This window comes from Burkholderia sp. AU31652 (assembly GCF_002223155.1).
GTDB lineage: Bacteria > Pseudomonadota > Gammaproteobacteria > Burkholderiales > Burkholderiaceae > Burkholderia.
The window spans coordinates 1,800,602-1,826,436 of record NZ_NKFG01000003.1 but is presented as its reverse complement, the minus strand read 5'-3'; the positions used below and the strand labels follow the sequence as shown (position 1 = coordinate 1,826,436).

The following is a 25,835-nucleotide window of genomic DNA, read 5'->3' as shown; positions in this document are numbered from 1 at the left end:
CGATGCCGCTTCCGACCTCTCAGCTCCGGCTCGCGATGGTGGCCGGCGAACCGTCGGGCGACCTGCTCGGCGCGTCGCTGCTCGGCGGGCTGCGCGAGCGGCTGCCCGAATCGGCCCAGTACTACGGGATCGGCGGGCCGCGAATGATCGCGCAGGGCTTCGACTCGCACTGGCAGATGGACAAGCTGACCGTGCGCGGCTATGTCGAGGCGCTGGGCCAGATTCCCGAGATCCTGCGGATTCGCGGCGAGCTGAAGCGCCAGTTGCTCGCCGAGCGGCCGGACGCGTTCATCGGCGTCGATGCGCCCGATTTCAACTTCAACGTCGAACAGGCAGCGCGCGACGCGGGCATCCCGTCGATCCACTTCGTGTGCCCGTCGATCTGGGCATGGCGCGGCGGCCGGATCAAGAAGATCGCGAAGTCCGTCGATCACATGCTGTGCCTGTTCCCGTTCGAACCGGCGATTCTCGACAAGGCAGGCGTGGCCTCGACCTACGTCGGCCATCCGCTCGCCGACGAGATTCCGCTCGAACCCGACACGCACGGCGCGCGCATCGCGCTCGGACTGCCGGCCGACGGCCCGGTGATCGCCGTGTTGCCGGGCAGCCGGCGCTCGGAAATCGCACTGATCGGCCCGACGTTCTTCGCGGCGATGGCGCTGATGCAGCAGCGCGAGCCTGGCGTACGGTTCGTGATGCCGGCGGCGACGCCCGCGCTGCGCGCGCTGCTGCAGCCGCTCGTCGATGCGCATCCGAAGCTCGCGCTGACGATCACCGACGGCCGCTCGCAGGTCGCGATGACGGCTGCCGACGCGATCCTCGTGAAGAGCGGCACGGTTACGCTGGAAGCCGCGCTGCTGAAGAAGCCGATGGTGATCTCATACAAGGTGCCCTGGCTGACCGGGCAGATCATGCGCCGGCAGGGCTACCTGCCGTACGTCGGCTTGCCGAACATCCTGGCGGGGCGTTTCGTCGTGCCCGAGCTGCTGCAGCATTTCGCGACGCCCGAGGCGCTCGCCGATGCGACGCTCACGCAGCTGCGCGACGATGCGAACCGCCGTACGCTGACCGAAGTCTTTACCGAAATGCATCTTTCGCTGCGGCAGAACACGGCCGTGAAGGCGGCCGAAGCGGTCGTGCGCGTGCTCGAACAACGCAAGGGGCGCGCATGACCGCAGTCCGTGCACCACGCCGCCGCGCGTCGAGCGACGTGCAGGGCGGTTTCGATTTCAGCCGTCCCGACGAGATCGTCTGCGGCGTCGACGAAGCGGGCCGCGGCCCGCTCGCGGGGCCGGTGGTGGCCGCCGCGGTGATCCTCGATCCGGCGCAGCCGATCGACGGGCTCGACGATTCGAAGGCGTTGTCCGCGAAGAAGCGCGACGCGCTGTACGAGCTGATCGTCGCGCGCTCGCTGTCGTATTGCGTCGCGTCGGCGAGTGTCGACGAGATCGACACGCTGAACATCCTGCACGCGACGATGCTCGCGATGAAGCGGGCGGTCGAAGGGCTGTCGGTCCTGCCGACGCTCGCGCAGATCGACGGCAACCGCTGCCCGACGCTGACCGTGCGCGCCGAGGCGATCGTCAGCGGCGACGCGCTCGTGCCGAGCATCTCGGCCGCGTCGATCCTCGCGAAGGTCACCCGTGACCGCATGCTCGTCGACCTGCACGAACGCTTCCCGGTGTACGGCTTCAACGTGCATGCGGGCTACGGCACCGTGAAACACCTTGCCGCACTGCGCGAGCACGGTCCGTGCGAAGCCCATCGGCGCTCGTTCGCGCCGGTCCGTGCGGCACTCGACCTGATTCGATGAAAAGCATTACTTCCCGCGACAACCCGCTGTACAAGCGCCTGAAGGCGCTCGCGGGTTCGACGTCCCATCAGCGCCGCGGCGGCCAGGCACTGCTCGAAGGATTCCATCTCGCGAGCGCGTACCTCGACACGGGCGCGACGCCCGAGCTGTGCGTCACGACCGAAGGCGCACTCGGCCATGCCGAAGCGCAGGCGATCGTCGCGCGCATCGATGCGCAGCGGATCGTCACGCTGCCCGACGCGCTGTTCGGACAGTTGTCGAACGTCGTCAACGGTGTCGGCTTCCTGCTGCTCGTCGACCGGCCGGCGCAGCCGCTGCCGGCGCGCGTGACGCAGTCGTCGGTCGTGCTCGACGGCGTGCAGGACGCCGGCAACGTCGGCTCGATCCTGCGCAGCGCGGCGGCCGCAGGCGTGCGTCACGTGTTCTGTGCGCCGGGCACCGCATACGCATGGTCGTCGAAGGTGCTGCGCTCGGGCATGGGCGCGCATTTCCTGCTGTCGATCCACGAGGACGTCGACGCCGGCGCGCTCGTCGAGCGCCTCGCTGTGCCGGTCGCGCTGACCGACTCGCACGGCGCGCAGGCGGTTTACGACTGCGACCTGTCGGGGCCGGTTGCCTGGGTGTTCGGCAACGAGGGTGCGGGCGTGTCGGCGTTCTGGCGCGACGCGGCCACGCATCGCGTGACGATCCCGCAACCGGGCGGGATGGAGTCGCTGAACGTCGCGGCCGCGGCTGCGGTCTGCCTGTTCGAGCAGGTGCGCCAGCAGCGGCGTGCGTGACGCCACACGCGCGCTCGTTCCGCATCAAGAAAAAGGCCGCGTTCGACGCGGCCTTTTCGTTTCTGGCGGCGGCCACGCGGCCGCCAGCGCTCAGGCTTAGTACGACTGCCGGTCGAGACGGATTTCCTGCAGGATCGTCGTCGCGATTTCCTCGATCGACTTGTGCGTCGACGACAGCCACTTGATCCCCTCGCGGCGCATCATCGCTTCGGCTTCGTTGATCTCGTAGCGGCAGTTCTCGGGCGCCGCGTATTTGCTGCCCGGCCGGCGTTCGTTGCGGATCTCGGACAGGCGCTGCGGGTCGATCGACAGCCCGAACAGCTTCTCGCTGTACGCGGCGAGCGCCGACGGCAGCTTGCCGCGCTCGAAATCTTCCGGAATCAGCGGATAGTTGGCCGCCTTCACGCCGTACTGCATCGCGAGATACAGGCTCGTCGGCGTCTTGCCGCTGCGCGACACGCCGACGAGGATCACGTCGGCTTCCGACAAGTTGCGGTTCGACTGGCCGTCGTCGTGCGCGAGCGAGAAGTTGATCGCCTCGATCCGGGTCTTGTATTCCTCGGTGTCCGCGTTCTGGTGGCCGCGGCCCATCGCGTGGCTCGACTTGAGCTCCAGTTCCTGCTCGAGCGGTTCGACGAAGCGCTGGAACATGTCGAGCACGAGTGCGTTCGAGCGCTTGACGATGTCGTTCGACTCGCTGTCGACGAGCGTCGTGAACACGATCGCGCGGCGGCCGTCGTGCACGGCGGCCTCGTTGATCTTCTCGACGGTCGCATAGGCCTTGTCGAGCGAGTCGACGAACGGCACGCGCACGAGACGGAATTTCTGGTCGAACTGGGAGAGGATCGAATGCGCGAAGGTTTCGGCAGTGATCCCGGTGCCGTCGGAGACGATGAATACGGTAGGCAGCATGAATCTGGGCGTCGAACGTGAAGGGCGGTTGCGCGGGCGGCTGGAGGTTCGCCTCCAGACGCAGTGACAAGGTCGCGCCACATCCGGCAGCCGGCACGGTAGAATAGCGGCAACCTGTTGGATAAGCAATTGCGGGGGCAGGGCGCGAACAGCGCTCCAGGCTTCGCCGCTCGATTCCAAAATTCCCGGCAAGTTTGGCGATTTGTCTGCAAATATCGCCCTTCTGCCGGGATTTTTGTAAATCGGGTCGGAAGATTATCCGCCGCTGCGATTGTTTCTCCAACAGGTTGCGCAAGACGCGCCGCGCCTTTTTGCAAGCGCCCGCGTCCAAGCCCACTTGCGCAATCGAGCATTTTTTTCACACTTAGGGGCTTGTATGACTAACGCAGCAAACGTCGCAAAGGACCAGGCGTATGTAATTCCGTTCGAGCAGTTGCGGATGACCGATGTGGAGATCGTCGGCGGCAAGAATGCGTCGCTGGGCGAAATGATCAGCCAGCTTTCCGAAGCAGGCGTTCGCGTACCCACCGGTTTCGCCACGACCGCGCTCGCGTTCCGCGATTTCCTCAAGCACAACGACCTTACCGACCGCATCGCCAAGCGTCTCGAGTCGCTCGACATCGACGACGTGAAGGCGCTCGCCGAAGCCGGCGCCGAAATCCGCAAGTGGATCGTCGATGCGCCGCTGCAGGCACGTCTCGAGCAGGAAATCCGTGAGCAGTTCGAAACCCTGAAGAACAGCTCGCCGGGCGAGCTGTCGTTCGCCGTGCGTTCGTCCGCTACCGCGGAAGACCTGCCCGACGCATCGTTCGCCGGCCAGCAGGAGTCGTACCTGAACGTCGTCGGCATCGAGGACGTGCTCGACCGCATGAAGCACGTGTTCGCGTCGCTGTACAACGACCGCGCGATCTCGTACCGCGTGCACAAGGGCTTCACGCACGCGGAAGTCGCCCTGTCGGCAGGCGTCCAGCGCATGGTCCGCTCGGACGTCGGCGCGGCCGGCGTGATGTTCACGATCGACACCGAATCGGGCTTCAAGGACGCCGTGTTCATCACGTCGAGCTACGGCCTGGGCGAAACCGTCGTGCAGGGCGCAGTGAACCCGGACGAGTTCTATGTGTTCAAGACGACGCTCGCACAGGACAAGTACCCGATCATCCGCCGCTCGATCGGCTCGAAGCTGATCAAGATGGAATTCACGCAGCCGGGCGAGCCGGGCCGCGTGAAGACGGTCGACGTGCCGCACGAGCAGCGCAACCGCTACTCGATCACCGACGAAGACGTGATCGAGCTGGCGAAGTACGCGGTCATCATCGAGAAGCACTACCAGCGTCCGATGGACATCGAGTGGGGCAAGGACGGCCGCGACGGCAAGATCTTCATCCTGCAGGCACGCCCGGAAACCGTGAAGAGCCAGGCGACCGGCAAGGCCGAGCAGCGCTTCAAGCTGAAGGGCCAGTCGCAGGTGCTGGCGACGGGCCGTGCGATCGGCCAGAAGATCGGTGCGGGCCCCGTGCGCGTGATCCAGGATCCGTCGGAAATGGAACGCGTGCAGCCGGGCGACGTGCTGGTGGCCGACATGACCGACCCGAACTGGGAGCCGGTGATGAAGCGTGCAGCCGCGATCGTCACGAACCGTGGCGGCCGGACCTGCCACGCGGCGATCATCGCGCGTGAACTCGGCGTGCCGGCAGTCGTCGGTTGCGGCGACGCGACCGACATCCTGAAGGACGGCGCACTCGTCACCGTGTCGTGCGCGGAAGGCGACGAAGGCAAGATCTACGACGGCCTGCTCGAGACGGAAGTCACGGAAGTGCAGCGCGGCGAACTGCCGGAAATCCCGGTCAAGATCATGATGAACGTCGGCAACCCGCAGCTCGCGTTCGACTTCTCGCAACTGCCGAACGGCGGCGTGGGTCTCGCGCGTCTCGAGTTCATCATCAACAACAACATCGGCGTTCACCCGAAGGCGATCCTCGAGTACCCGAACATCGACCAGGACCTGAAGAAGGCCGTCGAGAGCGTCGCGCGCGGTCACGCATCGCCGCGTCAGTTCTACGTCGACAAGCTGACGGAAGGTGTCGCGACGATCGCGGCGGCGTTCTATCCGAAGCCCGTGATCGTGCGTCTGTCCGACTTCAAGTCGAACGAGTACAAGAAGCTGATCGGCGGTTCGCGTTACGAGCCGGACGAGGAAAACCCGATGCTGGGCTTCCGCGGCGCGTCGCGTTACATCGCTGAAGACTTCGCGCAGGCGTTCGAGATGGAGTGCCGTGCACTGAAGCGCGTGCGTGACGAGATGGGCCTGACCAACGTCGAGATCATGGTGCCGTTCGTGCGTACCGTGAAGCAGGCGGAGCGCGTCGTCGGCCTGCTCGAGAAGTTCGGCCTGAAGCGCGGCGAAAACGGCCTGCGCCTCGTGATGATGTGCGAAGTCCCGACCAACGCGATCCTCGCCGAAGACTTCCTGCAGTTCTTCGACGGTTTCTCGATCGGCTCGAACGACCTCACGCAGCTCACGCTCGGCCTCGACCGCGACTCGGGCATGGAACTGCTGGCTGTCGACTTCGACGAACGCGACCCGGCCGTCAAGTTCCTGCTGAAGCGCGCGATCGATACCTGCCGCAAGATGGGCAAGTACGTCGGCATCTGCGGCCAGGGCCCGTCCGATCACCCGGACTTCGCGCAATGGCTGACGGACGAAGGCATCGTGTCGATCTCGCTGAACCCCGACACGATCATCGATACGTGGCAGGCGCTCGCCAACCGGAAGTAACGGTCGGTCACGCATCCTTGACGGAAGCGCGGTGGCACCGTGCTTCCGTTGAAGGCAAAATGCAAGGTTCATGCTATAAACACCCCGGTAGGCACCGGGGTGTTTTTGTTTGTGGGTACGTACCGGGCCGGCCCGTGCGCACTGGCCGTCTCCGCAGGGGCGGCGAGCATGTTGAACCGGAGTCGCGCGTCAACGCGTATTCTGGTTTCCTGCAACGCGAGTGAGCGCGGGGGATGTTTTTCTGGAGACCACAATGATGTCGGGGCATCTGTTCTGGTGGGTCGCGGTGGGCGTGCTGGTCGTGGCCGAGTTGCTGACGGGCACGTTCTACCTGCTGATGATCGCGCTCGGCTTTCTCGCGGGCGGGCTGTTGCAGCTGGCCGGTTTCGCGCCGCACGTGCAGTTCGGTGCGGCGGCCGTGGTCGCGATCGTCGCGATGGTCGTGTTGCGGCGCTCGGGGCTCGGCCGCAAGCAGAAGCGCGACACGTCGACCAATCCCGATGTCAATCTCGATATCGGCGCGACCGTCACGGTCGACGCGTGGCGTGACGGCCGCGCGCGCGTGCAGTATCGCGGCGCCGACTGGGACGTCGAGCTCGAGAACGGCGAGCGCGACGACGCGCACGTGTATCAGGTGAGTGCCGTGCGCGGCAATTGTCTCGTGGTCGTGGCGAAACCCGCGGGCTGAACGTCCGCCGATACAACAAGGAGGGAATACTTCATGGATTCGCTGATCATCTGGGTTGTCCTGCTCGTCATCGCGATCGTGATCGTGTCGAAGACGGTGAAGATCGTGCCGCAGCAGCATGCGTGGGTGCTCGAACGCTTCGGGCGCTATCACGCGACGCTGTCGCCCGGCCTGAACATCGTGCTGCCGTTCGTCGATCGCATTGCATACCGGCACGTGCTGAAGGAAATCCCGCTCGACGTGCCGAGCCAGGTCTGTATCACGCGCGACAACACGCAGCTGCAGGTCGACGGCGTGCTGTATTTCCAGGTGACCGATCCGATGAAGGCGTCGTACGGGTCGAGCAACTTCGTGCTCGCGATCACGCAGCTTGCGCAAACGACGTTGCGTTCGGTGGTCGGCAAGCTCGAACTCGACAAGACGTTCGAGGAGCGCGACTTCATCAACCACAACATCGTGTCGGCGCTCGATCAGGCCGCGGCGAACTGGGGGGTGAAGGTCCTGCGCTACGAGATCAAGGACCTGACGCCGCCGAAGGAAATCCTGCACGCGATGCAGGCGCAGATCACCGCGGAGCGTGAAAAGCGTGCGCTGATCGCCGCATCCGAAGGCCGCAAGCAGGAGCAGATCAACCTCGCGTCGGGCGCGCGCGAAGCGGCGATCCAGAAATCCGAAGGCGAGCGGCAGGCTGCGATCAACCAGGCGCAGGGCGAGGCCGCCGCGATTCTGGCGGTGGCCGAGGCAAACGCGCAGGCGATCCAGAAGATCGCGAACGCGATGCAATCGCAGGGCGGGATGGACGCGGTGAACCTGAAGGTGGCCGAGCAGTATGTCAGCGCGTTCTCGAATCTCGCGAAGCAGGGCAACACGCTGATCGTGCCGTCGAACCTGTCGGATCTCGGCACCGCGATCTCGTCGGCGCTGACGATCGTCAAGAGCGCGGGGGCGGCTTCGGGCGGGAAGGCCTGAGTCCGGATTTCCGCCGGGCGCCGGCGGCCGCCGCGTGTGATCGGCGTGCGGCGAATCGTCGCGCAGCCGGAGGCGGATGATGCCCGTGCGGTGCCGTCGTCGGTGCCTTTGTTCGGCCGAAACCGGCGGCGTGGCGTGCCGAGTATCGTCCGTGTAGCCGCCGCGCCCGATTCACCTGATACCAAAGCAACACGGCCCGCTTCGAGCGGGCCGTGTCGTGTGTGATGCGTGTTGTCGCGCAGGTCAGGTGCCGGCGCGCATGATGCGGGCCTTTTCGCGTTCCCAGTCGCGCTTCTTCTCGGTTTCGCGCTTGTCGTGCAGCTTCTTGCCCTTCGCGAGCGCGATGTCGCACTTCACGCGACCGCCCTTGTAGTGGAAGTTCAGCGGCACGAGCGTGTAGCCGCGCTGCTCGACCTTGCCGATCAGTTTCTTGATTTCCTCGCGGTGCAGCAGCAGCTTGCGCGTGCGAACCGGGTCGGGCGTGATGTGGGTCGAAGCCTCGGGCAGCGGGCTGATATGGGTACCGATCAGGAAGATCTCGGCGTGCTTGATCACGACGTAACCTTCCCGGATCTGGCCGCGCCCGGCGCGCAGCGCCTTGACTTCCCAGCCCTCGAGCACGAGCCCCGCCTCGTAGCGTTCCTCGATGTGATAATCGAAGTGCGCTTTCCTGTTGTCGATGATGCTCATGAAAGGATCGGGCCAACTCGTTTAAAATCACGATTTTAGCAAAGCGGGGCGGGAATCGCCCGGCTTGCGTTCTCACCTTAAGCGATGCCGCGCGATTTATGGCAGATGTCCAGAAAACCGTATTGATCCGTCACTCGGCGGAACAGATGTTCGACCTCGTCACCGACGTGGCCGACTACCCCAATTTCCTGCCCTGGTGCGGCGGCGTCGAGATTCGCCGTCAGGACGAGAGCGGGATGGAAGCGCGCATCGACATCAACTTCAAGGGCATCAAGCAGCATTTCGCGACGCGCAACACGCAGCAGCGCCCGACGCGGATCGACATGGAGTTCACGGACGGCCCGTTCAAGAAGTTCACGGGCTCGTGGCGCTTCACGGCACTGCGTGCCGATGCCTGCAAGATCGAATTCGCGCTGCACTACGAGTTCTCGAGCATCCTGCTCGAGAAGATCATCGGGCCCGTGTTCAGCCATATCGCGAACACGTTCGTCGATTCGTTCGTGAAGCGCGCCGACCAGCGCTACGGGAAGGGGTGACGCGATGCTGTCGATCGAAGTCTGCTACGCGCTGCCGGATCGCCAGACGCTGATTCCGCTGTCGCTGCCCGAAGGGGCGACCGTTCGTTCGGCGATCGATGCGAGCGGCGTGCTCGCGCTGCACCCGGAAATCGATCTCGCGAACGCGAAGACGGGCGTGTACGGCAAGCTTGCGCCGCTCGACGCACCGCTCGCCGACCACGACCGCGTCGAGATCTACCGCCCGTTGATCGTCGATCCGAAGCTCGCGCGCCAGCGGCGCGTCGACAAGTCGCGCCGCGCCGGCTCCATCGAGGGCCGCAAGTGGATGCACAAGGACGCGCGCTGACGCGCCTTTCTGCGGCTTTCGTCCCGATCGTCTGATTTCGTCTGATCGAACGGTGTAGCGCTCAGTGGGCCGCGGCGTTTGCATTTGCCGGCGCGCTTCCTGACGTATCGCCGCCGGCGGGCGTGTCGCCGTGCTGCCGCACCGATCCGTAGACGCCCGCGAGCAGCAGCACCAGCGCGGCGATCTCGAGTGCATGCGGCATCCGCTGGTCGTAGACGAACGCGTAAAGCATCGCGAACACGGTTTCGAACACGATCAGCTGACCCGACAGCGTGAGCGGCAGCCGCTTCGACGCGGCATTCCACAGCCCGTTGCCGAGCCACGATGCGCCGATCGCGAGCACGAGGTTCAGCAGCCAGAACAGCTGCCAGCGCGACGCCGGGACGGCTGCCTGCACGGTGCCGGCCGGCAGCGCGACGATCGCGATCCAGACGAGCCCGCCGATCAGGCCCGTCACGACACCCCACAGCACCGACCACTCGTTGCCGCCGAAATGATGATGGCGCTGCAGATAGCGTGCGTTTGCGACCGCATACCAGGTCCAACTCGCGAGCGCGCCGGCCGCGCAGGCGATGCCCGCGAGCTTCTGGCCGAGCGTCGTCGCATGCGCGGCCTCGGAGGTGAACAGGTCGACGTTGATGCAGACGATGCCCGCGATCACCAGCGCGAGCGGGGCCGCGAGCCGCCGCAGCGGCACGGCGCCGTGGTCGCCGAGGCCCGCGAGCGTGACCGTGACGGGCAGCACGCCGACGATCAGCGAACTGGGCGCGATGCCGATCAGGTGCACGGCGCCGGACAGCAGCATGTAGTACGCGACGTTGCCGACGACGGCGAGCCTGACCAGCGCGACGAGATCCTCGCGGGTCAGCCGCGCGAGCAGCGAGCGTGCGGCCGGCAGTGCGGCCGCCAGCGACACGAGGCCGTACATCGCGTAGCGGCCGGCGCTCAGCAGCAGCGGCGAGAAGTCGGTCAGCAGCCGAGGAACGAGAAACACCATGCCCCACAGGGCACCTGCCAGGACACCATAGACCACACCGCGTCGCATCGACCGCTCCGAACACATGACTGACGAGCGCGCATCGTAGCGACGCGGCTGCCACGTCGTCTTGTTCATTCCTGCACTCGGCGCAGGGCGGCGCGCAGGCGTGCAGCGCCCGGGAGCGATCACGGCAGGCTGCGGATCATTCGTCAGCCGAATCGAGCGGTGCGCCCGCGTTGTGGCCCGACGCCCCGGCCCGCGCGGGCCGACGTACGGCGCGCAACGTGCCGCTGTTGCCGCCGCCGCAGTAGAAGCGGTCGTGGCCGTCGGATTCGAGCCCCGATACGCCGACGCCGGCCGGCATGTCGATCTGCTCGAGCACCTGGCCGGTGCGCGGATCGATGTGCCGCAGGTCGGCCTGGTCGGCTTCCCAGGTGCCGTGCCACAGCTCGCCGTCGACCCACGTCACGCCGGTGACGAAGCGGTTCGATTCGATCGTGCGCAGCACGGCGCCCGTTTGCGGGTCCACCTGATGAATCTTGCGTTCGCGGTACTGGCCGACCCACAGCGCGCCTTCCGCCCAGGCCAGCCCGGAATCGCCGCCTTTGCCGGGAGCGGGGATCGTCGCGAGCACGCGGCCCGATTCGGGATCGATCTTCTCGATGCGGTCCTCGACGATCTGGTACAGGTGGCGGCCGTCGAACGCCGTGCCCGCATGCGCGGCGACGTCGAGCGAGCGGACGGTCGTGCCACGTTCCGGGTCGAGCGCATTCAGCTTGTCGCCGGACGCGTACCACACGTACTGCCCGTCGTACGTGACGCCGTGTACGCCGTCGACGCCCGGAAACGGGCCGTATTCGCGAAGGATGTCTGCTCGGGAGCGTTTCATGTTCGTCACCTGGGTCGTTCGGTGAGGTCATCCTAATCGCCCGGGAGCGGGGCGGGGAGTAACAAGGTCGTCGCGAAACCGGGCAATGGCGGGGTCATCCAGCGGCGCGCGCGGCCGCGGCCCAGCGCCTGGACCTTGTCGGCTTCGGCGAGCGCGTCGAGCGCACGCTGCACGGTGCGCTGGCTCGCGCCGAGGGCCAGCGCCAGCGCGGAGCTCGACCACGCTTCGCCATCGGCGAGGAGCGCGAGCACGGCTGCGTGGCGATCGTCGACCGGGCGCGCCAGCACGACGGTCTCGCGTACGCCGAGCGGTTCGAGCGCGAAGCCGCGCGGCGTGGCGACGACGTTCGCGAGCGGCCGCAGCACCGCGCGCAGCCGGCCGATCTCGACGCGCAGGCGTGCGCGATGCGATTCGTCCGCGTGTTTCGCGCGGAACGCGACGGCGACGAGCGCGTTGCGCGACACGTCGGCCGGCCAGGCCTCGCCGAGCGCGCGGGCGAGCACGAACAGCACGGGCCGCCGCGCAAGCGACACGGTCGTGCGCGCGTCGCGCACCGTGTGGCGGCACGCATCGACGACGAGCGCGTTCGACGCGAATAGCGTCTCGACTTCGTCGAGTTGCACGAGCCGCGATGTACCGCGTGTGATAAGGCGCGCGGCCGGGGCGTCGAGCACGCGCGCCGCGGTCTCGACCTCGGCCGTCAGCGCGGCGATGCCGGCGTCGCGGGCGGCTGCGCGCGCCCGGGCAAGCGCCGCGCGGGCCACGTGCGTGCGGATGCGGCGCATCGCGATGCCGGCCGCGATCAGCTCATGGGCGGCGCGCGATGCAGCCGGCAGCGGCGCGGGATCGAGATTCGCGAGCATCCGCTCGGCATCGTCGAGCTGGCCGATCAGCAGCAGCCGGCGCACGCCGAGATAGCGCGCATGCGCGGCGTTCGCGCGGTCGCCGTGCGCGTCGAGCGTCGCGCACGCGGCATCGAGCGCGCGCGTCGGCCAGCGCAGGTCGCGCGACGCGAGCGCGATCTCTGCTTCCGCGACGACGCAGCGCGCACGCGCCACGGCCTCCTTCGCGCCGAACGCACGAGCGGCGCCGCGCACGAGTGCGCGAGCGCGTTCGAAATCGCCGAGCTGCGCCATCGCGATTCCGCGCAGCGCGAGCGCCGGCGCATCGTCGCGCAGCGCGACGCGGTTCAGCGCGCCGAGCGCGTCACCGGCCGCGAGCGCGCGCGCGGCCGCCGTGATCAGCGAATCCATCCGAATCCCGACACACTTGTCACTCCCTCCGGTCCGATGCCCGCCACTAATCTAGCACCACGCACACGGCACCGGACGCCGTGCCCGGATACCCATCGGAAGGAGGAACCCGCCATGACGACTCATCTCACCGGAACCCGCGACGAATGGCTGGCCGAACGCCGCGCGCTGCTCGACGCGGAAAAGGCGCTGACGCGGCAAAACGACGAACTCGCGCGGCGGCGCCAGGCACTGCCCTGGGTGCGCGTCGACAAGACCTACCGGTTCGACACCGAGGACGGGCAGGCAACGCTCGACGACCTGTTTCGCGGCCGTTCGCAACTGCTCGTCTATCACTTCATGTTCGGCCCCGACTACAAGGCCGGCTGCCCGTCATGTTCGTCGATCGCCGACGGTTTCGACGGCTTCGCCGTGCATCTGGCGAACCACGACGTGACGCTCGCCGCCGTGTCGCGCGCGCCGCTCGCAAAGCTGCTCGCGTACCGCCAGCGGATGGGGTGGCACTTCCCGTGGGCGTCGTCGGTCGGCAGCGATTTCAACTTCGACTTCAACGTGTCGTTCACCGAAACGCAGCAGCGCGCGGGCGACGTCGAGTACAACTACGCGCGGGCCGGTCACGCGATGGACATGGATCCGCCGCCGCCACCCGTCGTGGCGTTCGCGGCGACCTGCGGGACCGACGCGGTCACGTATTCGCTCGACCGGCCGGGGATGAGCGCGTTCGTGCGCGAGGACGGCGCGGTTTATCACACGTATTCCACCTATGCGCGCGGCCTCGACGGGCTGTGGGGGATGTACCAGTGGCTCGATCGCGCGCCGCGCGGGCGCAACGAGACCGGCCCGTGGTGGCGCCGTCATGACGAGTACGCACGCGGCTGAGCGCGCCGGCGACGGGCGGGGGCGGGCGATGACGCGGCCTGCGGCCGGCGTTGCGGGCCCCGATCCGCGAGCCTTCGCGGTGGCGCTCGCGGCCGTGTTCGCCGTTGCCGTTGTTGCGATCGTGACGCAGCACGCGTCGATGGCCGCGATGGGCGGCGCACCCGTGTCCGGCGGCGCGGCATGGCAGCGGCCGTGCGGATGGGGCGCCGGCCGCACGTTCGCGGCGTTCGCCGGCATGTGGGGCGCGATGACGGTGACGATGATGCTGCCCGTGCTGGCTCCGGTGCTGTGGCGATACCGGCAGAGCGTTGGTCCGTTGGCGGCGGTGCGTTCGACCTGGCTCGTCGCCGTGGTGGGCGCCGGGTATTTCGCCGTGTGGATGGCAGTCGGCGCGCTCGTGTTTCCGGCCGGCGCTGCACTGACAAGCGCCGCTGCACGGCTGCCGGCGCTCGCTCGCGCCATGCCGTTCGTGGCCGGCACGGTCGTATTGGCCGCAGGCGTCCTGCAATTCTCCGGATGGAAGGCGCGCCGGCTGACGTGCTGCCGGCACGCGGCGACCGGCGCGCATCCGCCGCACGCGGAGGCCGGTGCGGCATGGCGGCACGGCGTGCGAGCCGCCACGCGATGCGGGGCGTGTTGCGGGAACCTGATGGCGGTCGCGCTGGCGGCCGGCATGATGGATCTGCGCGTGATGGCGGTCGTGACGGTTGCGATCGCCGCCGAGCGCCTGGCGCCGGCCGGCGGGCGGGTTGCGCGGATCGTCGGCTGCGTCGTGGTCGGCGGCGGCATGGTCATGATCGTCCGCGCGGCCGGGCTGCTATGAGCCCGGACGGTGGGCCCGTTCGGCCCGTTGCCGGGCCGGGCTTCATCGTCGCCGCCGCCGCTCCGTGGCCCGTCCGCAACAGGCGGATGGACCGTTTCGCGGCCGGCTGCGCGAATGGCTCGATGCGGCGGTGAAACGAAAGGCGATCGAAAACGAACCGAACGGCGATCCGAACGATTCGGCCCCCGAACGGCCGAAACCGGCTAAGCCGTTGTTCGTGTTGTGAAAATTCACGGCGCTTCGCGTATAATTCGCTTTTGCGCCCATAGGATTTGCCATGCGTCTGATCCAAAAAGCACTCACTTTCGATGACGTGCTCCTCGTTCCCGCCTTCTCCGACGTTCTCCCGCGCGACACCAGCCTCAAGACCAAGCTGACCCGCAACATCTCCCTGAACATGCCGCTCGTGTCCGCCGCGATGGACACGGTCACCGAAGGTCGCCTTGCGATCGCGATGGCTCAGCAGGGTGGCGTCGGTATCGTCCACAAGAACCTCACGCCGGCCGAACAGGCCCGCGAGGTCGCGAAGGTCAAGCGTTTCGAATCGGGCGTCGTCCGCGATCCGATCACGGTGCCGCCGCAAATGAAGGTGCGCGACGTGATCGCGCTGTCGCGCCAGCATGGCATCTCCGGCTTCCCGGTCGTCGAAGGCCCGCAGCTCGTCGGCATCGTCACGAACCGCGACCTGCGCTTCGAAACCCGCCTCGACGAGCCGGTCAAGTCGATCATGACGCCGCGCGAGCGCCTCGTCACGGTCAAGGAAGGCACGCCGCTCGCCGAAGCGAAGGCGCTGATGCACAGCCACCGCCTCGAGCGCGTGCTGGTCGTCAACGACGCGTTCGAACTGCGCGGCCTGATGACCGTCAAGGACATCACGAAGCAGACCGAGCACCCGGACGCGTGCAAGGACGAACACGGCAAGCTGCGCGCAGGCGCGGCGGTCGGCGTCGGTCCCGACAACGAAGAGCGTGTCGAGCTGCTGGTGCAGGCCGGCGTCGACGTGATCGTCGTCGATACCGCGCACGGCCACAGCAAGGGCGTGCTCGAGCGCGTTCGCTGGGTCAAGCAGAACTTCCCGCACGTCGAAGTGATCGGCGGCAACATCGCGACGGCCGCCGCCGCGAAGGCGCTCGTCGAATACGGCGCGGATGCGGTCAAGGTCGGTATCGGCCCGGGCTCGATCTGCACGACGCGGATCGTTGCCGGTGTCGGCGTGCCGCAGATCAGCGCGATCGCGAACGTCGCGGAAGCGCTGAAGGGCACGGGCGTGCCGTGCATCGCCGACGGCGGCGTGCGCTTCTCGGGCGACGTGTCGAAGGCCCTCGCGGCCGGCGCGAACGCGGTGATGATGGGCAGCATGTTTGCGGGCACCGAAGAGGCGCCGGGCGACGTGTTCCTGTACCAGGGCCGCCAGTACAAGTCGTATCGCGGCATGGGTTCGGTCGGTGCGATGAAGGACGGCGCGGCAGACCGCTACTTCCAGGACAACTCGGCGAACATCGACAAGCTCGTGCCGGAAGGCATCGAAGGCCGTGTCGCGTACAAGGGCTCGGTCAACGCGATCCTGTTCCAGCTGGTCGGCGGCGTGCGCGCGAGCATGGGCTACTGCGGCTGCAAGACGATCGACGAGCTGCACGACAAGGCCGAATTCGTCCAGATCACCGCGGCGGGCATGCGCGAGTCGCACGTGCACGACGTGCAGATCACGAAGGAAGCGCCGAACTACCACGTGGACTGATTGCCGATGAAACCGCTGCTGCGAGCCGTGCTGATCATCGATGCCGTGCTGCTGCTGGCGTTCGGCGTGCTGTTCGTGCTGACGCCCTGGCAGTCGCTCTTCAACGCGCTGCAGCTGGCGAACGTCCAGCCGGCGATGCTCGGCCAGGCGTTCGGCATCGCGTTGCTCGGGCTCGCGTGGCTCGCGTTTCATGCAGCGTTCAACGGGGATCTCACGGCGCCGGTCGCGCGTTCGGTCGGCCATGTGTATTGGCTGACCGGCGCGCTGACGATCGTCTGGTCGATCGGTACCGGCAGCGGTCCCGCGCTTGCGGCCGCCGGCCGCGTGCTGTCGGCCGTGGCCGGCGTCGCGCTGATCGTGCTCGGCCTCGGCGGCGTGCGACTCGCATCGGCCGTACGCCGGCGCGAAAAGGAGCAGGCGCTCGAGGCGCGGGAGCAGGCGCTCGAGGCGCGCGCGCCTGCGCAGCGTCCGGCCGAGCCGGCGATGGCGCCCGCGTCGTCACCTGCACCGCAGCGTGTCGAGCCCGTCGTCAGCCGCCCCGCAGCGTCCGCTGCATCGTCGTCACCGGCCGCATCCGGCCCATCGTCGTCCGGCACCGTCGCACTCGACGAGCGCCCGCCGATGCAGGATTGACCGGCCATGCGTCGCGCGTGCCGCCTTCCGCCCGACGCCGCTGTCCATGCTATTGACGCAGCGCATGATGAAAATGATGCGCTGCTTTTCTTATTCTCTTCATCCCGTCCGCAGCCATGCACGACAAAATCCTGATTCTCGACTTCGGTTCGCAAGTCACCCAACTGATTGCGCGACGCGTGCGCGAAGCGCACGTCTACTGCGAAATCCATCCGAACGATGTGTCCGACGACTTCGTCCGCGAGTTCGCGCCGAAGGCGGTGATCCTGTCGGGCAGCCACGCGAGCACGTACGAAGACCATCAGCTGCGCGCGCCGCAGGCCGTGTGGGATCTCGGCGTGCCGGTGCTCGGCATCTGCTACGGCATGCAGACGATGGCCGTGCAGCTCGGCGGCAAGGTCGAGTGGAGCGATCATCGCGAATTCGGTTACGCGGAAATGCGCGCACACGGACACACGCGCCTGCTCGACGGCATCGAGGACTTCAAGACGGACGAAGGCCACGGGATGCTGAAGGTCTGGATGAGCCACGGCGACAAGGTTGCCGAGCTGCCGCCGGGCTTCGCGCTGATGGCGTCGACGCCGAGCTGCCCGATCGCCGGCATGGCCGACGAGGCGCGCGGCTACTACGCGGTGCAGTTCCATCCGGAAGTCACGCACACGGTGAAGGGGCGCCAGATCATCGAACGCTTCGTGCTGCAGATCGCCGGTGCGAAGCCCGACTGGATCATGAGCAACCATATCGAGGAAGCCGTCGCGAAGATCCGCGAGCAGGTCGGTGACGAGGAAGTGATTCTCGGCCTGTCGGGCGGTGTCGATTCGAGCGTCGCCGCTGCGCTGATCCATCGCGCGATCGGCGACCAGCTGACCTGCGTGTTCGTCGACCACGGCCTGCTGCGCCTGAACGAAGGCAAGATGGTGCTCGACATGTTCGAGGGCCGCCTGCATGCGAAGGTCGTGCACGTCGATGCGTCCGAACAGTTCCTCGGCCACCTGGCCGGCGTGACCGATCCGGAGGCGAAGCGCAAGATCATCGGCCGCGAGTTCGTCGAGGTGTTCCAGGCCGAGGCGCAGAAGCTGTCGAAGGCGAAGTGGCTCGCGCAGGGCACGATCTACCCGGACGTGGTGGAATCGGGCGGCACGAAGACGAAGAAGGCGACGACGATCAAGAGCCACCACAACGTCGGCGGCCTGCCGGAAACGCTCGGTCTCAAGCTGCTCGAGCCGCTGCGCGACCTGTTCAAGGACGAAGTGCGCGAGCTGGGCGTCGCGCTCGGCTTGCCGCCGGAGATGGTGTACCGCCATCCGTTCCCGGGCCCGGGCCTCGGCGTGCGGATTCTCGGCGAAGTGAAGCGCGAGTTCGCGGACCTGCTGCGCCGCGCGGACGCGATCTTCATCGAGGAACTGCGCAACACGACCGCGACCGCGCAGGATGCGGCTGCCGGCCTGTGCGGCGAAGCCGATGTCGGCAAGAGCTGGTACGACCTGACGAGCCAGGCGTTCGCGGTGTTCCTGCCGGTGAAGTCGGTGGGCGTGATGGGCGATGGCCGCACGTACGACTACGTGACGTCGCTGCGCGCGGTGCAGACGACCGACTTCATGACCGCGCACTGGGCGCACCTGCCGTACGCGCTGCTCGGCCGCGCGTCGAACCGGATCATCAACGAGGTGCGCGGGATCAACCGTGTGGTGTACGACATCTCGGGCAAGCCGCCGGCGACGATCGAGTGGGAGTGAGTACTGGTTGCTGAATCGGCGTTCGGAAGCGGACGGCCGATTCGGTTTGCATGCTGCCCGGGCTCAGGCCCGGACTAGAAACGGCTTGGCGATTGCCAAGCCGTTTTACGTTGACGCGCTGCGTGCCTGCATCACACGTGTGCGCCCACGAGCGAACGCAGGTACGTCGGCACTTTCGCCTTGGCCGTGGCCTGCACACGCGTCATGAGCGCGTGATCGATACGATTCAGTCCGTACGTCCGCGCAATGTCGTGCTGCAGCCGACACCACAGGTGTCCGGCCATCTCGGCATCGACCATCGCCCGGTGCGCACGGCCCGATTTGGGCAACCGCAGCATATCCACCAGGCTCGACAGGCGGTGACTCCGGGCATCCGGATAGATACGTCTCGCCACGAGCATCGTGCACGCAAACGCATGCTCGGCCGACACGCCAAGCAGCCCGAGTTCCGACTGCCAGAACCGTTTGTCGAAACCGGCGTTGTGAGCGACGACAGCATGCTTGCCGACGAACGCCGCGGCTTCCTTCATGACGGTCGACGCCGGCGGCGCCGCTGCGATCATCTCGTTCGTGATGCCGGTCAGCGCGACGACATCGGACGGTATGCGTCTGCCTGCATTCATCAGGCTCTGGAAACGGTCGACGACTTCCCCGTCCCGGAGCAGGATGACGGCGATTTCGGTCGCTCGATCGCCCATATTCGGCGAAAGTCCGGTTGTTTCGAAGTCCAGTACCGCAACGGTTTGCATGGTCGAATCCTGTGGCTTCACGCGGTGTCGTTAGAGTGGCCGAGAGGTTAGCATCTCCCGGCCCGTGACAGGCTCGTTCAGTCCGGGAAACGATCATCCGTGCAAGGGTCGAGCGCGTGGTACCGGTGCGTCGTGCATGACGCGTCACGTGGCCGCATGCGGCATGCGTGGAGCGGACCTGGTATCAGGTCGCCGCGTTCGCGTGCTCGGAGCGCATGACGCGGAGGGCGGCGCGCTATCCCGCGCCGGTCACGGTTATGCGGGCTGCGGCGACGACGACGGTTTCGCGCGATAGCGCAGGTGAATCAGCGGATAGGCGCGCCCCTGCCCATCGAGCGCCGATCGCCCGGTGCGCTCGAAGCCGAGCCGTTCATAGAAGCCTGCCGCCGCTTCGTTCTGTTCGTTGACGTCGGTCGACAGGTCGGGGTGACGCTTGAGCGCGTCTTCCACCAGCAGGCGCCCGACACCCGCGCCGTGGTGAGCGGGATCGACGAACAGTGCTTCCATGTGACTACCGTCGAGCAATATGAAGCCGATCGCCCGGTCGGTATCGTCGACGGCGAGATCGAGCGGTGCACCGGGCAGGAACGCGACGACTTCGGATTCGATCGCGCGACGGTCGTCGTTGCTGAGGAAGCGGTGCGTGGCGTCGACCGCGTTGCGCCAGATATCCAGCACGCGTGCGCCGTCGGCCGGAGTGGACTTGCGAATTCTGAGCATGGTTTGGCCCATCTTTGATTTGTAATTGGAGGTTCGTCGGCGCGTAGCCGGCACTGTCATGGTCCCGCTAGGGTCGCTCGCAAGCGCTGCGAGAAAGACAGCGGTGCTTCACGCATTCAAGTATTGGCAGGACGCTGCACGTGACCAAGTGCCGCCGCACGCTCGATCGCGCGTCGCGCGACATCACGAACACCCGCGCTCATCGGCAAGTCATCGCGGTCGAGTTCGGCGAGATCGAACCAGCGTGCGTCGAGCGCATCGTCACCGGCGGCAGGCGTGCCGCGCAACCATCGGCACAGCACCGCGACCATCACGAAATGCTGACGCACGTCGCCGCCGGCATCGTAATCGAACGCATCCAGCGCGGTAAAGGTGTCGAGCGCCTCGACGTCCAGGGTCGTCTCTTCCGCGATCTCGCGCACGACCGCGTTCGCAATCGATTCCCCCGCTTCGATCTTGCCGCCGGGAAAGCCCCAGCAGCCCGCATCGGGCGGATTGGCGCGACGCACCAGCAGCACGTCGCGCTCTCGCAGGACGATGCCGATCACGGCAGGAACCGGACGGACGGAAGCGGGGACGCTGGTCGGGGAGCGGGGTGAGTCGGACATGGGGTGCTACTCGCGGGTGCGTTCGAGTGTATGGGGTGGCCGGCGACGATTCATTGCGCGCCGTCGGTGCGCTGCTCGATCGCGCGGATCACGGCGACCATGTCGTCCGCGCCATGTCCGGCCCGCTCGGTCTCGCCGTACAGCGCATGGCAGATGTCGAGCAGTGGCGACGCGATGCCGATGCCGCGCGCGGATTCGGCGACGAGGCGCGCATTCTTCAGCACATCGGTGATCGCGGCCTGCACCGAGAAATCGGCCGCGACGAGTTTGCCGAGCTTCACGCGCGACACGTCGCTCGCCATCGGGCCCGCGTTCAGCACGTCGGCGAAGCGGGCGAGATCGATGCCGTGTCGTTGCGCAAAATGCGTGGCTTCGGTCAGGCCGGTGACCATCGTGATCAGGAACAGGTTCACGGCGAGCTTCATCGTCAGCGCCGACGGCACGTCGCCGCACACGAAGCTGTCGCGGCACAGCGGCTTCACGAGTGCGCGGACGGCGTCGACGTCGTCCGGTGCGCCGGCGAGCATCACGACGAGTTGACCGGCTTCGGCCGGCTTGCGCGACCCCGACACGGGCGCTTCGACATAACGGCCCGACGCGGCGGCGATGTCATCGGCCAGTGCGCGCGAATACTCGGGTGCGTTCGTGCCCATGTTCATGATGGTGTGGCCGCCGACACGGGCGGCGAAACCGGGCGTGCCGCGCGCGAGGACACCGTCGATCGCCGCGTCGTTCGCGAGCATCAGGATCACGGTGCGGCAGGTCGCGAACACGTCGTCTACATGCTCGGCCACGCGCGCTCCGGCGTCGCGCAGCGCATCGTCGCTGCCGTGCGACCGGCTCCATACGACGAGCGGCGTGCCGGCCCGCGCAAGATTGAGCGCCATCGGCGTGCCCATCACGCCGAGGCCGATGAATCCGACTGCGGTTTGCATGTTCTGGCTCCCACGGTGGGTGGAGACGATCGTGGGCGTCAGTATCGCAGCGTTTCCGCACGCCTGCTATTTCGTCCGCGCAGCCGCGGGCGCTACGTCACGGCCGCGCCGTCATGCCCGCCAGATACGGCCACGGATAGATGCCGCGCGCATGACCGTCGCCGAACACCACGCGGATGCCGTAGCCGGCCGTTTCCAGGCTGTCCAGCGTCAGGTCGGGCCGCGCATCGACACGACCGCCGTCGATCCGGATCCTTCGGCATTCCGCACACGGGCAATCGCCGCGCAACCGTGCGTAGCTGACGCGTTGCGTGTGACCGTCCGGCCAGCGGAGTGTCAACGTGCGCGCCGGATGATCGAGCACGATTTCGGTTGGGGAGATCATCGCGACGCCTCGTCGATCTGCCGGATCGCGATCCGCACGGCCTTGCGGACTTCCGGATCGTGATCCTCCAGCGCGCGGGTCAGCGCGGGTATCGTCGCGCGGTCGCGCAATTCACCGAGCGCAAGCGCGGCTTCCTTGCGCAGGTTGCTGATCGCGTGAGAGAGCAGCACGACGACGGCCGGCGCCGCGGCCGCATCGCGCAGTTGCCCGAGCGCGCGCGCGGCACGCAGGCGCACCTGCCAGTAGTCGTCATCGAGCGCGGCGACGAGCGGTTCGCGCGCGGTCGCGACGCGCAGCTTGCCGAGCGTCGTGGCCGCTCCCTCGCGCACCTGCCATTCGCGGTCGCGCAACGCGGCAAACAGGGCGTGGATGACCGTCGCATCGTCGGGCGTCGCGAACCCGAGCGCGCCAACGGCAATACGTCGCACGTCCGCTGCGGCATCGGTTGTCGCGGTGCGCGCGAGCGGCGGCAGCGCACGCGGATCCTTGAGCCAGCCGAGCACCGCCACGGCTTCGGCGCGCACCTCGGCGTATTCAGCGTCGAGCGCGTGCAGCGCGGGCGCGAACGCGCCGGGGTCACGCAACTCGCGCAATCCGCGCAGCACGGCACGGCGCACGAACGGCTCGGGCCGGTCGGCCCATCGGCACAGTACGGCGCCGGATGTAGCGTCCTTCAGTTCGGACAGGCTCTGCGCGGCGGCGTCGCGCACGTCGGCGTCCGGATCGAGCAATGCGCCGCACAGCGCGTCGACGACGTCGGACTGCTCCCATGCGCCAAGCACACGGGCGGCTTCGCCGCGCACGTCGGCCGACGGATCGTCGCGCAGCGCGGCGACGAACGCGGGTACGAACCCGGGGTCCTCGAGGTCGGCGAGTTCGAACAGTGCGACGCGACGCACGGCGGCATCGGGCGCGGCGAGGCGGGCGACGAGTGCGGCTTCGTCGGGGGCGTCTGCGCGCGGCAATACGGGAGCGAAGGAGGGGGTGGTCATCGGCGACTCAAATGAGCGTTGAGGGACACGGTCAGCGCAGCAGGTAAGGGATGTCGACCTTGACCGCGCCGGTCGGGCAGTCGCGTTCGCACGGCATGCAGTACCAGCATTCGTCGAACTGCATATAGGCCTTGCCCTTGGTCACGTCGATCGCGAGCAGGTCGAGCGGGCATACGTCGACGCAGACGGTGCAGCCCTTGTCGGCGATGCAGAGGTTCTCGTCGATCGTCACGGGTGCGCTGCTGCGCTGGAAGATGTCGTGCGGGGTATGGGGCATGGCAGGTTCCTCAAAGAGCGGCCGCGAGCGCGGCCGGTTCGCGGATGCGCAGATTCGTGTAGGCGCCGCGCTCGTCGTCGGCAAGCGGCACGACGTATGGTTCGACCGGACGCTTCTCGCTGTGCATCGCGCCGTTGGCGTCCTTGCGCAGCCAGGTGTGGCAGAACCATTCGGCGTCGTTGCGATGCGGAAAGTCGACGCGGTGGTGGTACAACCCCCAGCGGCTCTCGGTGCGGAACAGCGACGCGCGCGCGGCCATTTCCGCGCAGTCGCGGATCGCGCGCACCTCGGCGGCGCGCATCAGTTCGTGCGGATGGTTTGCTTTTATCTCTTCGATATCCTCAGCAATTTCATCAAAGCGTTGCAGCCCGATTTCCATCTTGCGTGTCACCTTCGGCGGTTGCAGATAGTCGTTCACCATGCGGCGCAGCTTGTATTCGACCTGCGCCGGCGCCAGGCCGCGCTCGCGCAGCAGCGGCGCAAGCACACGGGTGCGTTCGGCGGCGACCTGTTCGTCGTCCACCGGCGCATGCTCGCGGCCGGCCACGTAGTCGGCCGCGTTCTGCCCGGCAAACCAGCCGTACGTGAATGCGCCGAGCATGTAGTTGTGCGGGACGGCCGCCATGTCGCCGGCCGCGTAGAGCCCGGGCACGGTCGTCTCCGCGCGGGCGTTCACGTACACGCCGGATGCGCTGTGGCCGCTGCAGAAGCCGATCTCGGAGATGTGCATCTCGACCATCTGGCTGCGGTAATCGGTGCCGCGCCCGGCATGAAAGCGGCCGCGGCTCGGCCGCTCGTTCGTGTGCAGGATCTGCTCGATGGTCTGGATCGTTTCTTCCGCGAGATGGTCGAGCTTCAGGAACACGGGGCCGTTGCCGCTTTGCAGTTCCTGGTAGAACTCCCACATCATCTGGCCGCTCCAGTAATCGCATTCGATGAAGCGTTCGCCCTTGCCGTTCGCGGTGAAGCCGCCGAGCGGGCCGGTCACGTACGCGCACGCGGGGCCGTTGTAGTCCTTGATCAGCGGATTGATCTGGAAGCATTCGAGATTCGCGAGCGCGGCACCGGCGTGATACGCCATCGCGTAGCCGTCGCCCGCGTTGGTCGGATTCTCGTAGGTGCCCATCAGGTAGCCCGAGGCCGGCAGGCCGAGGCGACCGGCCGCGCCGCAGCAGAGAATCACGGCCTTCGCGCGGATCACGTGGAACTCGGCGGTGCGGCAGTCGAAGCCGAGTACGCCGCTCGCGCGGCCCTGCGCGTCGGTCAGCACGCGCGTTGCGACGATCCGGTTCGTGATCGCGATGCGCGCGCGCTTCAGTTGCCGGTACAGCACCTTCTTGATGTCATGTCCTTCCGGCATCGGCAGCACGTACGAGCCCATGTGATGGACCTTCTTCACCGCGTAGTCGCCGGTGCCGTCCTTCTCGAACTTCACGCCCCAGCGGTCGAGCTGCTCGATCGTTTCGAAGCTGTGCGTCGCATACGCATACACGGCTTCCTGGTCGACGATGCCGTCGTTGGCGATCGTGATCTCGCGCGTGTACTGCTCGGGCGTCGCATGCCCGGGGATCACCGCGTTGTTCAGGCCGTCCATTCCCATCGAGATCGCGCCGCTGCGCTTCACGTTGGCCTTTTCGAGCAGCAGCACGCGCAGGGACGGGTCGCGCTCCTTCGCCTTGATCGCCGCCATCGGGCCGGCCGTGCCGCCGCCGACCACGACGATGTCGTATTCGAGCACATGGGTAGTCATCGCTGTTTCCTTGCAGGTTGGCGCGGTTTCTGCCGGTCGATGCGCAGCCGGTACTGGAAGGCGTCGCCGCGGAAGTAGAGGTATTCGAAGTCGATCGGTGCGCCCGACGCGTCATGCGTGAGGCGCTCGATGCGCAGCACGGGGCTGCTTTCCTCGACGTGCAGCGCATCGACGATCTCGTCGTCGGCGAGGATCGCGTCGATCGATACGTCGGCATGGCCGAGCGGGATGCCGCAGTCGTTTTCCAGGACCAGGAAAATGTCGCGGGTCGCGAGATCGGCGCCCGCGAGGCGCTTGCCGAGTGCTTCGGGCACCCAGGTCTGTTCGAGCGACACGGGCTCGCGATTGAGCAGCCGCACGCGATGGATCTCGACGAGCGGTGCACCCTCGGGCACGTTCAGCTTCGTCGCGAGATGGCGGTCGGCCTTGATGGTGCGGAAGCTGCGCACCTGGTTGACGATCTCGTAGCCCATCGACGACATCGCCTCGGCGAAGCCCTGCAGCGACGTCACGTTCTGGAATGCCTTCGGCTTCGACACGAAGGTGCCCTTGCCGTGCAGCTTGAACAGCAGTCCTTCCTTTTGCAGATCGCCGAGCGCCTGGCGCACCGTGATGCGGCTGACGTCGAACATCGCGCAGAGTTCGTGCTCGGAAGGCATCCGGCTGTGCGGCGCATAGGTGCCGTCGAGAATGCGTGCGCGCAGCGTGTCCTTGATCTGCACGTAGAGCGGGGCCGCTGACAGCGGCACGACGTTGGGGGAGGTCATCGGTCAACTTGTTATGACAAGATTGCTCGAGTGTAGTCAGCCGGGTCGCGCGGCCCAACCAACTATTTCTGATTTCGACTTTCCGATTCTGGAAAAGCGCGGCGGCAAGGGGCAGACCGAACGGACCATTCGGCATGTAGCGTCGGCTCGCTCCGCCCGTTGCGGGCCGAGCGGATCGGCCGACAATGAAAAAATTCGCCGGCGTGTGTGCCGCACATGTCGATTTCCCGA

At 67.0% G+C, this 25,835-nt stretch carries 28 protein-coding genes; 14 read left to right on the top strand and 14 right to left on the bottom strand.

All coding sequences use genetic code 11. The annotated features are described in order from the left end of the window. The first annotated feature begins 2 nt into the window (after nucleotides 1–2). The 3 genes from lpxB to CFB40_RS11035 are packed head-to-tail and all read left to right on the top strand — an operon-like array spanning nucleotide 3 to nucleotide 2,592. Complete coding sequence (gene lpxB, locus CFB40_RS11045; protein ID WP_089425681.1) at nucleotides 3–1,172, top strand: lipid-A-disaccharide synthase; 1,170 nt, start codon at nucleotides 3–5, stop codon at nucleotides 1,170–1,172. Further along, nucleotides 1,169–1,813: a ribonuclease HII gene (gene rnhB, locus CFB40_RS11040; RefSeq protein ID WP_089425680.1), complete on the top strand. Its 645-nt coding sequence runs from the start codon at nucleotides 1,169–1,171 to the stop codon at nucleotides 1,811–1,813. The genes lpxB and rnhB overlap by 4 nt, the downstream gene beginning before the upstream one ends. Then, entirely contained in the window at nucleotides 1,810–2,592 is a 783-nt protein-coding gene (locus CFB40_RS11035) for a TrmH family RNA methyltransferase (RefSeq protein WP_089425679.1), read from the top strand. Before rnhB ends, CFB40_RS11035 begins: the two co-directional genes overlap by 4 nt. 96 nt (nucleotides 2,593–2,688) lie before the next feature. Here the strand turns inward: CFB40_RS11035 and ppsR are convergent, their stop codons facing one another. Continuing rightward, nucleotides 2,689–3,504: a posphoenolpyruvate synthetase regulatory kinase/phosphorylase PpsR gene (gene ppsR / locus CFB40_RS11030; protein ID WP_011352445.1), complete on the bottom strand. Its 816-nt coding sequence runs from the start codon at nucleotides 3,502–3,504 to the stop codon at nucleotides 2,689–2,691. Between the two features lie 376 nt (nucleotides 3,505–3,880). Here ppsR and ppsA point away from each other — a divergent pair, with 376 nt between their 5' ends. From ppsA to CFB40_RS11010, 3 genes are all read left to right on the top strand, one after another. Next, a complete protein-coding gene (gene ppsA / locus CFB40_RS11025) occupies nucleotides 3,881–6,280 on the top strand; it encodes a phosphoenolpyruvate synthase (protein ID WP_089425678.1) in 2,400 nt (799 codons plus the stop codon). Nucleotides 6,281–6,533: 253 nt separating this feature from the next. Further along, on the top strand, nucleotides 6,534–6,968 hold the full coding sequence (locus CFB40_RS11015; protein WP_046545972.1) for an NfeD family protein: 435 nt from the start codon (nucleotides 6,534–6,536) through the stop codon (nucleotides 6,966–6,968). A gap of 33 nt (nucleotides 6,969–7,001) precedes the next feature. Further along, entirely contained in the window at nucleotides 7,002–7,937 is a 936-nt protein-coding gene (locus tag CFB40_RS11010; RefSeq protein ID WP_069248266.1) for an SPFH domain-containing protein, read from the top strand. A gap of 243 nt (nucleotides 7,938–8,180) precedes the next feature. On the opposite strand, the gene smpB is transcribed toward CFB40_RS11010, so the two are convergent. Continuing rightward, complete coding sequence (smpB, locus tag CFB40_RS11005; RefSeq protein ID WP_039342760.1) at nucleotides 8,181–8,627, bottom strand: SsrA-binding protein SmpB; 447 nt, start codon at nucleotides 8,625–8,627, stop codon at nucleotides 8,181–8,183. Nucleotides 8,628–8,725: 98 nt separating this feature from the next. Between smpB and CFB40_RS11000 the strand changes: the two genes are divergently transcribed. After that, entirely contained in the window at nucleotides 8,726–9,163 is a 438-nt protein-coding gene (locus CFB40_RS11000) for a type II toxin-antitoxin system RatA family toxin (protein WP_034188832.1), read from the top strand. Nucleotides 9,164–9,167: 4 nt separating this feature from the next. Beyond that, complete coding sequence (locus tag CFB40_RS10995; protein ID WP_043190875.1) at nucleotides 9,168–9,491, top strand: RnfH family protein; 324 nt, start codon at nucleotides 9,168–9,170, stop codon at nucleotides 9,489–9,491. A 61-nt stretch (nucleotides 9,492–9,552) separates the two neighbouring features. Here the strand turns inward: CFB40_RS10995 and CFB40_RS10990 are convergent, their stop codons facing one another. The 3 genes from CFB40_RS10990 to CFB40_RS10980 form a co-directional block, all read right to left on the bottom strand. Beyond that, nucleotides 9,553–10,536 (bottom strand): DMT family transporter, encoded by a 984-nt coding sequence (locus tag CFB40_RS10990; protein WP_089431445.1) that lies wholly within the window; start codon nucleotides 10,534–10,536, stop codon nucleotides 9,553–9,555. 136 nt (nucleotides 10,537–10,672) lie between these two features. Next, nucleotides 10,673–11,359, bottom strand: a complete 687-nt coding sequence (locus tag CFB40_RS10985) for a Vgb family protein (protein ID WP_089431443.1) — start codon at nucleotides 11,357–11,359, stop codon at nucleotides 10,673–10,675. A gap of 32 nt (nucleotides 11,360–11,391) precedes the next feature. Further along, entirely contained in the window at nucleotides 11,392–12,612 is a 1,221-nt protein-coding gene (locus tag CFB40_RS10980; protein ID WP_089431230.1) for a helix-turn-helix domain-containing protein, read from the bottom strand. A gap of 114 nt (nucleotides 12,613–12,726) precedes the next feature. Here CFB40_RS10980 and CFB40_RS10975 point away from each other — a divergent pair, with 114 nt between their 5' ends. The 6 genes from CFB40_RS10975 to guaA all read left to right on the top strand — a co-directional run bounded on the left by CFB40_RS10975 (nucleotide 12,727) and on the right by guaA (nucleotide 18,421). Then, complete coding sequence (locus CFB40_RS10975) at nucleotides 12,727–13,491, top strand: DUF899 domain-containing protein (RefSeq protein ID WP_089425675.1); 765 nt, start codon at nucleotides 12,727–12,729, stop codon at nucleotides 13,489–13,491. After that, nucleotides 13,469–14,314: a DUF2182 domain-containing protein gene (locus tag CFB40_RS10970; protein ID WP_373452673.1), complete on the top strand. Its 846-nt coding sequence runs from the start codon at nucleotides 13,469–13,471 to the stop codon at nucleotides 14,312–14,314. The genes CFB40_RS10975 and CFB40_RS10970 overlap by 23 nt, the downstream gene beginning before the upstream one ends. Nucleotides 14,315–14,378: 64 nt before the next feature. Then, nucleotides 14,379–14,540 carry a hypothetical protein gene (locus CFB40_RS38610; protein WP_179254145.1) on the top strand — a complete coding sequence of 54 codons (162 nt, stop codon included), beginning with the start codon at nucleotides 14,379–14,381 and terminating at the stop codon, nucleotides 14,538–14,540. 51 nt (nucleotides 14,541–14,591) lie between these two features. Beyond that, nucleotides 14,592–16,052 carry an IMP dehydrogenase gene (guaB, locus tag CFB40_RS10965; protein ID WP_011352433.1) on the top strand — a complete coding sequence of 487 codons (1,461 nt, stop codon included), beginning with the start codon at nucleotides 14,592–14,594 and terminating at the stop codon, nucleotides 16,050–16,052. A 6-nt stretch (nucleotides 16,053–16,058) separates the two neighbouring features. Continuing rightward, nucleotides 16,059–16,685 (top strand): hypothetical protein, encoded by a 627-nt coding sequence (locus tag CFB40_RS10960; RefSeq protein ID WP_089431441.1) that lies wholly within the window; start codon nucleotides 16,059–16,061, stop codon nucleotides 16,683–16,685. 116 nt (nucleotides 16,686–16,801) lie between these two features. After that, the gene (gene guaA, locus CFB40_RS10955; protein ID WP_089431228.1) at nucleotides 16,802–18,421 is read left to right on the top strand and encodes a glutamine-hydrolyzing GMP synthase; all 1,620 of its coding nucleotides are present in this window, start codon (nucleotides 16,802–16,804) and stop codon (nucleotides 18,419–18,421) included. A 131-nt stretch (nucleotides 18,422–18,552) separates the two neighbouring features. Here the strand turns inward: guaA and CFB40_RS10950 are convergent, their stop codons facing one another. The 9 genes from CFB40_RS10950 to CFB40_RS10910 form a co-directional block, all read right to left on the bottom strand. Beyond that, nucleotides 18,553–19,170: a 3'-5' exonuclease gene (locus CFB40_RS10950; protein WP_089431227.1), complete on the bottom strand. Its 618-nt coding sequence runs from the start codon at nucleotides 19,168–19,170 to the stop codon at nucleotides 18,553–18,555. A gap of 255 nt (nucleotides 19,171–19,425) precedes the next feature. Beyond that, complete coding sequence (locus CFB40_RS10945; protein WP_089431226.1) at nucleotides 19,426–19,890, bottom strand: acetyltransferase; 465 nt, start codon at nucleotides 19,888–19,890, stop codon at nucleotides 19,426–19,428. Between the two features lie 116 nt (nucleotides 19,891–20,006). Further along, on the bottom strand, nucleotides 20,007–20,498 hold the full coding sequence (locus tag CFB40_RS10940) for an NUDIX hydrolase (protein ID WP_089431225.1): 492 nt from the start codon (nucleotides 20,496–20,498) through the stop codon (nucleotides 20,007–20,009). Between the two features lie 50 nt (nucleotides 20,499–20,548). Beyond that, a complete protein-coding gene (locus CFB40_RS10935) occupies nucleotides 20,549–21,433 on the bottom strand; it encodes an NAD(P)-dependent oxidoreductase (RefSeq protein WP_089431224.1) in 885 nt (294 codons plus the stop codon). A 97-nt stretch (nucleotides 21,434–21,530) separates the two neighbouring features. Further along, a complete protein-coding gene (locus CFB40_RS10930) occupies nucleotides 21,531–21,818 on the bottom strand; it encodes a gamma-butyrobetaine hydroxylase-like domain-containing protein (protein WP_089425668.1) in 288 nt (95 codons plus the stop codon). Further along, the gene (locus CFB40_RS10925) at nucleotides 21,815–22,810 is read right to left on the bottom strand and encodes a HEAT repeat domain-containing protein (protein WP_089431223.1); all 996 of its coding nucleotides are present in this window, start codon (nucleotides 22,808–22,810) and stop codon (nucleotides 21,815–21,817) included. The genes CFB40_RS10930 and CFB40_RS10925 overlap by 4 nt, the downstream gene beginning before the upstream one ends. Nucleotides 22,811–22,841: 31 nt before the next feature. Next, entirely contained in the window at nucleotides 22,842–23,087 is a 246-nt protein-coding gene (locus CFB40_RS10920) for a 4Fe-4S dicluster domain-containing protein (protein WP_039342800.1), read from the bottom strand. Between the two features lie 10 nt (nucleotides 23,088–23,097). Then, nucleotides 23,098–24,837 carry a fumarate reductase/succinate dehydrogenase flavoprotein subunit gene (locus CFB40_RS10915; RefSeq protein ID WP_089431222.1) on the bottom strand — a complete coding sequence of 580 codons (1,740 nt, stop codon included), beginning with the start codon at nucleotides 24,835–24,837 and terminating at the stop codon, nucleotides 23,098–23,100. Further along, a complete protein-coding gene (locus CFB40_RS10910; protein WP_089425665.1) occupies nucleotides 24,834–25,604 on the bottom strand; it encodes a GntR family transcriptional regulator in 771 nt (256 codons plus the stop codon). The genes CFB40_RS10915 and CFB40_RS10910 overlap by 4 nt, the downstream gene beginning before the upstream one ends. Nucleotides 25,605–25,835: the final 231 nt, after the last annotated feature.

Excerpts from the sequence above, each read along its gene's own strand:
- CFB40_RS10945 (WP_089431226.1), bottom strand. The coding sequence starts at position 19,890 with ATGCTCAGAATTCGCAAGTCCACTCCGGCCGACGGCGCACGCGTGCTG.
- CFB40_RS10990 (WP_089431445.1), bottom strand. The coding sequence starts at position 10,536 with ATGCGACGCGGTGTGGTCTATGGTGTCCTGGCAGGTGCCCTGTGGGGC.
- rnhB (WP_089425680.1), top strand. The coding sequence starts at position 1,169 with ATGACCGCAGTCCGTGCACCACGCCGCCGCGCGTCGAGCGACGTGCAG.
- CFB40_RS10920 (WP_039342800.1), bottom strand. The coding sequence starts at position 23,087 with ATGCCCCATACCCCGCACGACATCTTCCAGCGCAGCAGCGCACCCGTG.
- CFB40_RS11000 (WP_034188832.1), top strand. The coding sequence starts at position 8,726 with ATGGCAGATGTCCAGAAAACCGTATTGATCCGTCACTCGGCGGAACAG.
- CFB40_RS10985 (WP_089431443.1), bottom strand. The coding sequence starts at position 11,359 with ATGAAACGCTCCCGAGCAGACATCCTTCGCGAATACGGCCCGTTTCCG.
- CFB40_RS10950 (WP_089431227.1), bottom strand. The coding sequence starts at position 19,170 with ATGCAAACCGTTGCGGTACTGGACTTCGAAACAACCGGACTTTCGCCG.
- CFB40_RS10995 (WP_043190875.1), top strand. The coding sequence starts at position 9,168 with ATGCTGTCGATCGAAGTCTGCTACGCGCTGCCGGATCGCCAGACGCTG.
- CFB40_RS10910 (WP_089425665.1), bottom strand. The coding sequence starts at position 25,604 with ATGACCTCCCCCAACGTCGTGCCGCTGTCAGCGGCCCCGCTCTACGTG.
- CFB40_RS10975 (WP_089425675.1), top strand. The coding sequence starts at position 12,727 with ATGACGACTCATCTCACCGGAACCCGCGACGAATGGCTGGCCGAACGC.
- CFB40_RS10915 (WP_089431222.1), bottom strand. The coding sequence starts at position 24,837 with ATGACTACCCATGTGCTCGAATACGACATCGTCGTGGTCGGCGGCGGC.
- ppsR (WP_011352445.1), bottom strand. The coding sequence starts at position 3,504 with ATGCTGCCTACCGTATTCATCGTCTCCGACGGCACCGGGATCACTGCC.
- CFB40_RS11035 (WP_089425679.1), top strand. The coding sequence starts at position 1,810 with ATGAAAAGCATTACTTCCCGCGACAACCCGCTGTACAAGCGCCTGAAG.
- CFB40_RS10930 (WP_089425668.1), bottom strand. The coding sequence starts at position 21,818 with ATGATCTCCCCAACCGAAATCGTGCTCGATCATCCGGCGCGCACGTTG.
- CFB40_RS10935 (WP_089431224.1), bottom strand. The coding sequence starts at position 21,433 with ATGCAAACCGCAGTCGGATTCATCGGCCTCGGCGTGATGGGCACGCCG.
- lpxB (WP_089425681.1), top strand. The coding sequence starts at position 3 with ATGCCGCTTCCGACCTCTCAGCTCCGGCTCGCGATGGTGGCCGGCGAA.
- CFB40_RS11015 (WP_046545972.1), top strand. The coding sequence starts at position 6,534 with ATGATGTCGGGGCATCTGTTCTGGTGGGTCGCGGTGGGCGTGCTGGTC.
- CFB40_RS11010 (WP_069248266.1), top strand. The coding sequence starts at position 7,002 with ATGGATTCGCTGATCATCTGGGTTGTCCTGCTCGTCATCGCGATCGTG.
- ppsA (WP_089425678.1), top strand. The coding sequence starts at position 3,881 with ATGACTAACGCAGCAAACGTCGCAAAGGACCAGGCGTATGTAATTCCG.
- CFB40_RS10970 (WP_373452673.1), top strand. The coding sequence starts at position 13,469 with ATGACGAGTACGCACGCGGCTGAGCGCGCCGGCGACGGGCGGGGGCGG.
- smpB (WP_039342760.1), bottom strand. The coding sequence starts at position 8,627 with ATGAGCATCATCGACAACAGGAAAGCGCACTTCGATTATCACATCGAG.
- CFB40_RS10925 (WP_089431223.1), bottom strand. The coding sequence starts at position 22,810 with ATGACCACCCCCTCCTTCGCTCCCGTATTGCCGCGCGCAGACGCCCCC.
- guaB (WP_011352433.1), top strand. The coding sequence starts at position 14,592 with ATGCGTCTGATCCAAAAAGCACTCACTTTCGATGACGTGCTCCTCGTT.
- CFB40_RS10960 (WP_089431441.1), top strand. The coding sequence starts at position 16,059 with ATGAAACCGCTGCTGCGAGCCGTGCTGATCATCGATGCCGTGCTGCTG.
- CFB40_RS10980 (WP_089431230.1), bottom strand. The coding sequence starts at position 12,612 with ATGGATTCGCTGATCACGGCGGCCGCGCGCGCGCTCGCGGCCGGTGAC.
- guaA (WP_089431228.1), top strand. The coding sequence starts at position 16,802 with ATGCACGACAAAATCCTGATTCTCGACTTCGGTTCGCAAGTCACCCAA.
- CFB40_RS10940 (WP_089431225.1), bottom strand. The coding sequence starts at position 20,498 with ATGTCCGACTCACCCCGCTCCCCGACCAGCGTCCCCGCTTCCGTCCGT.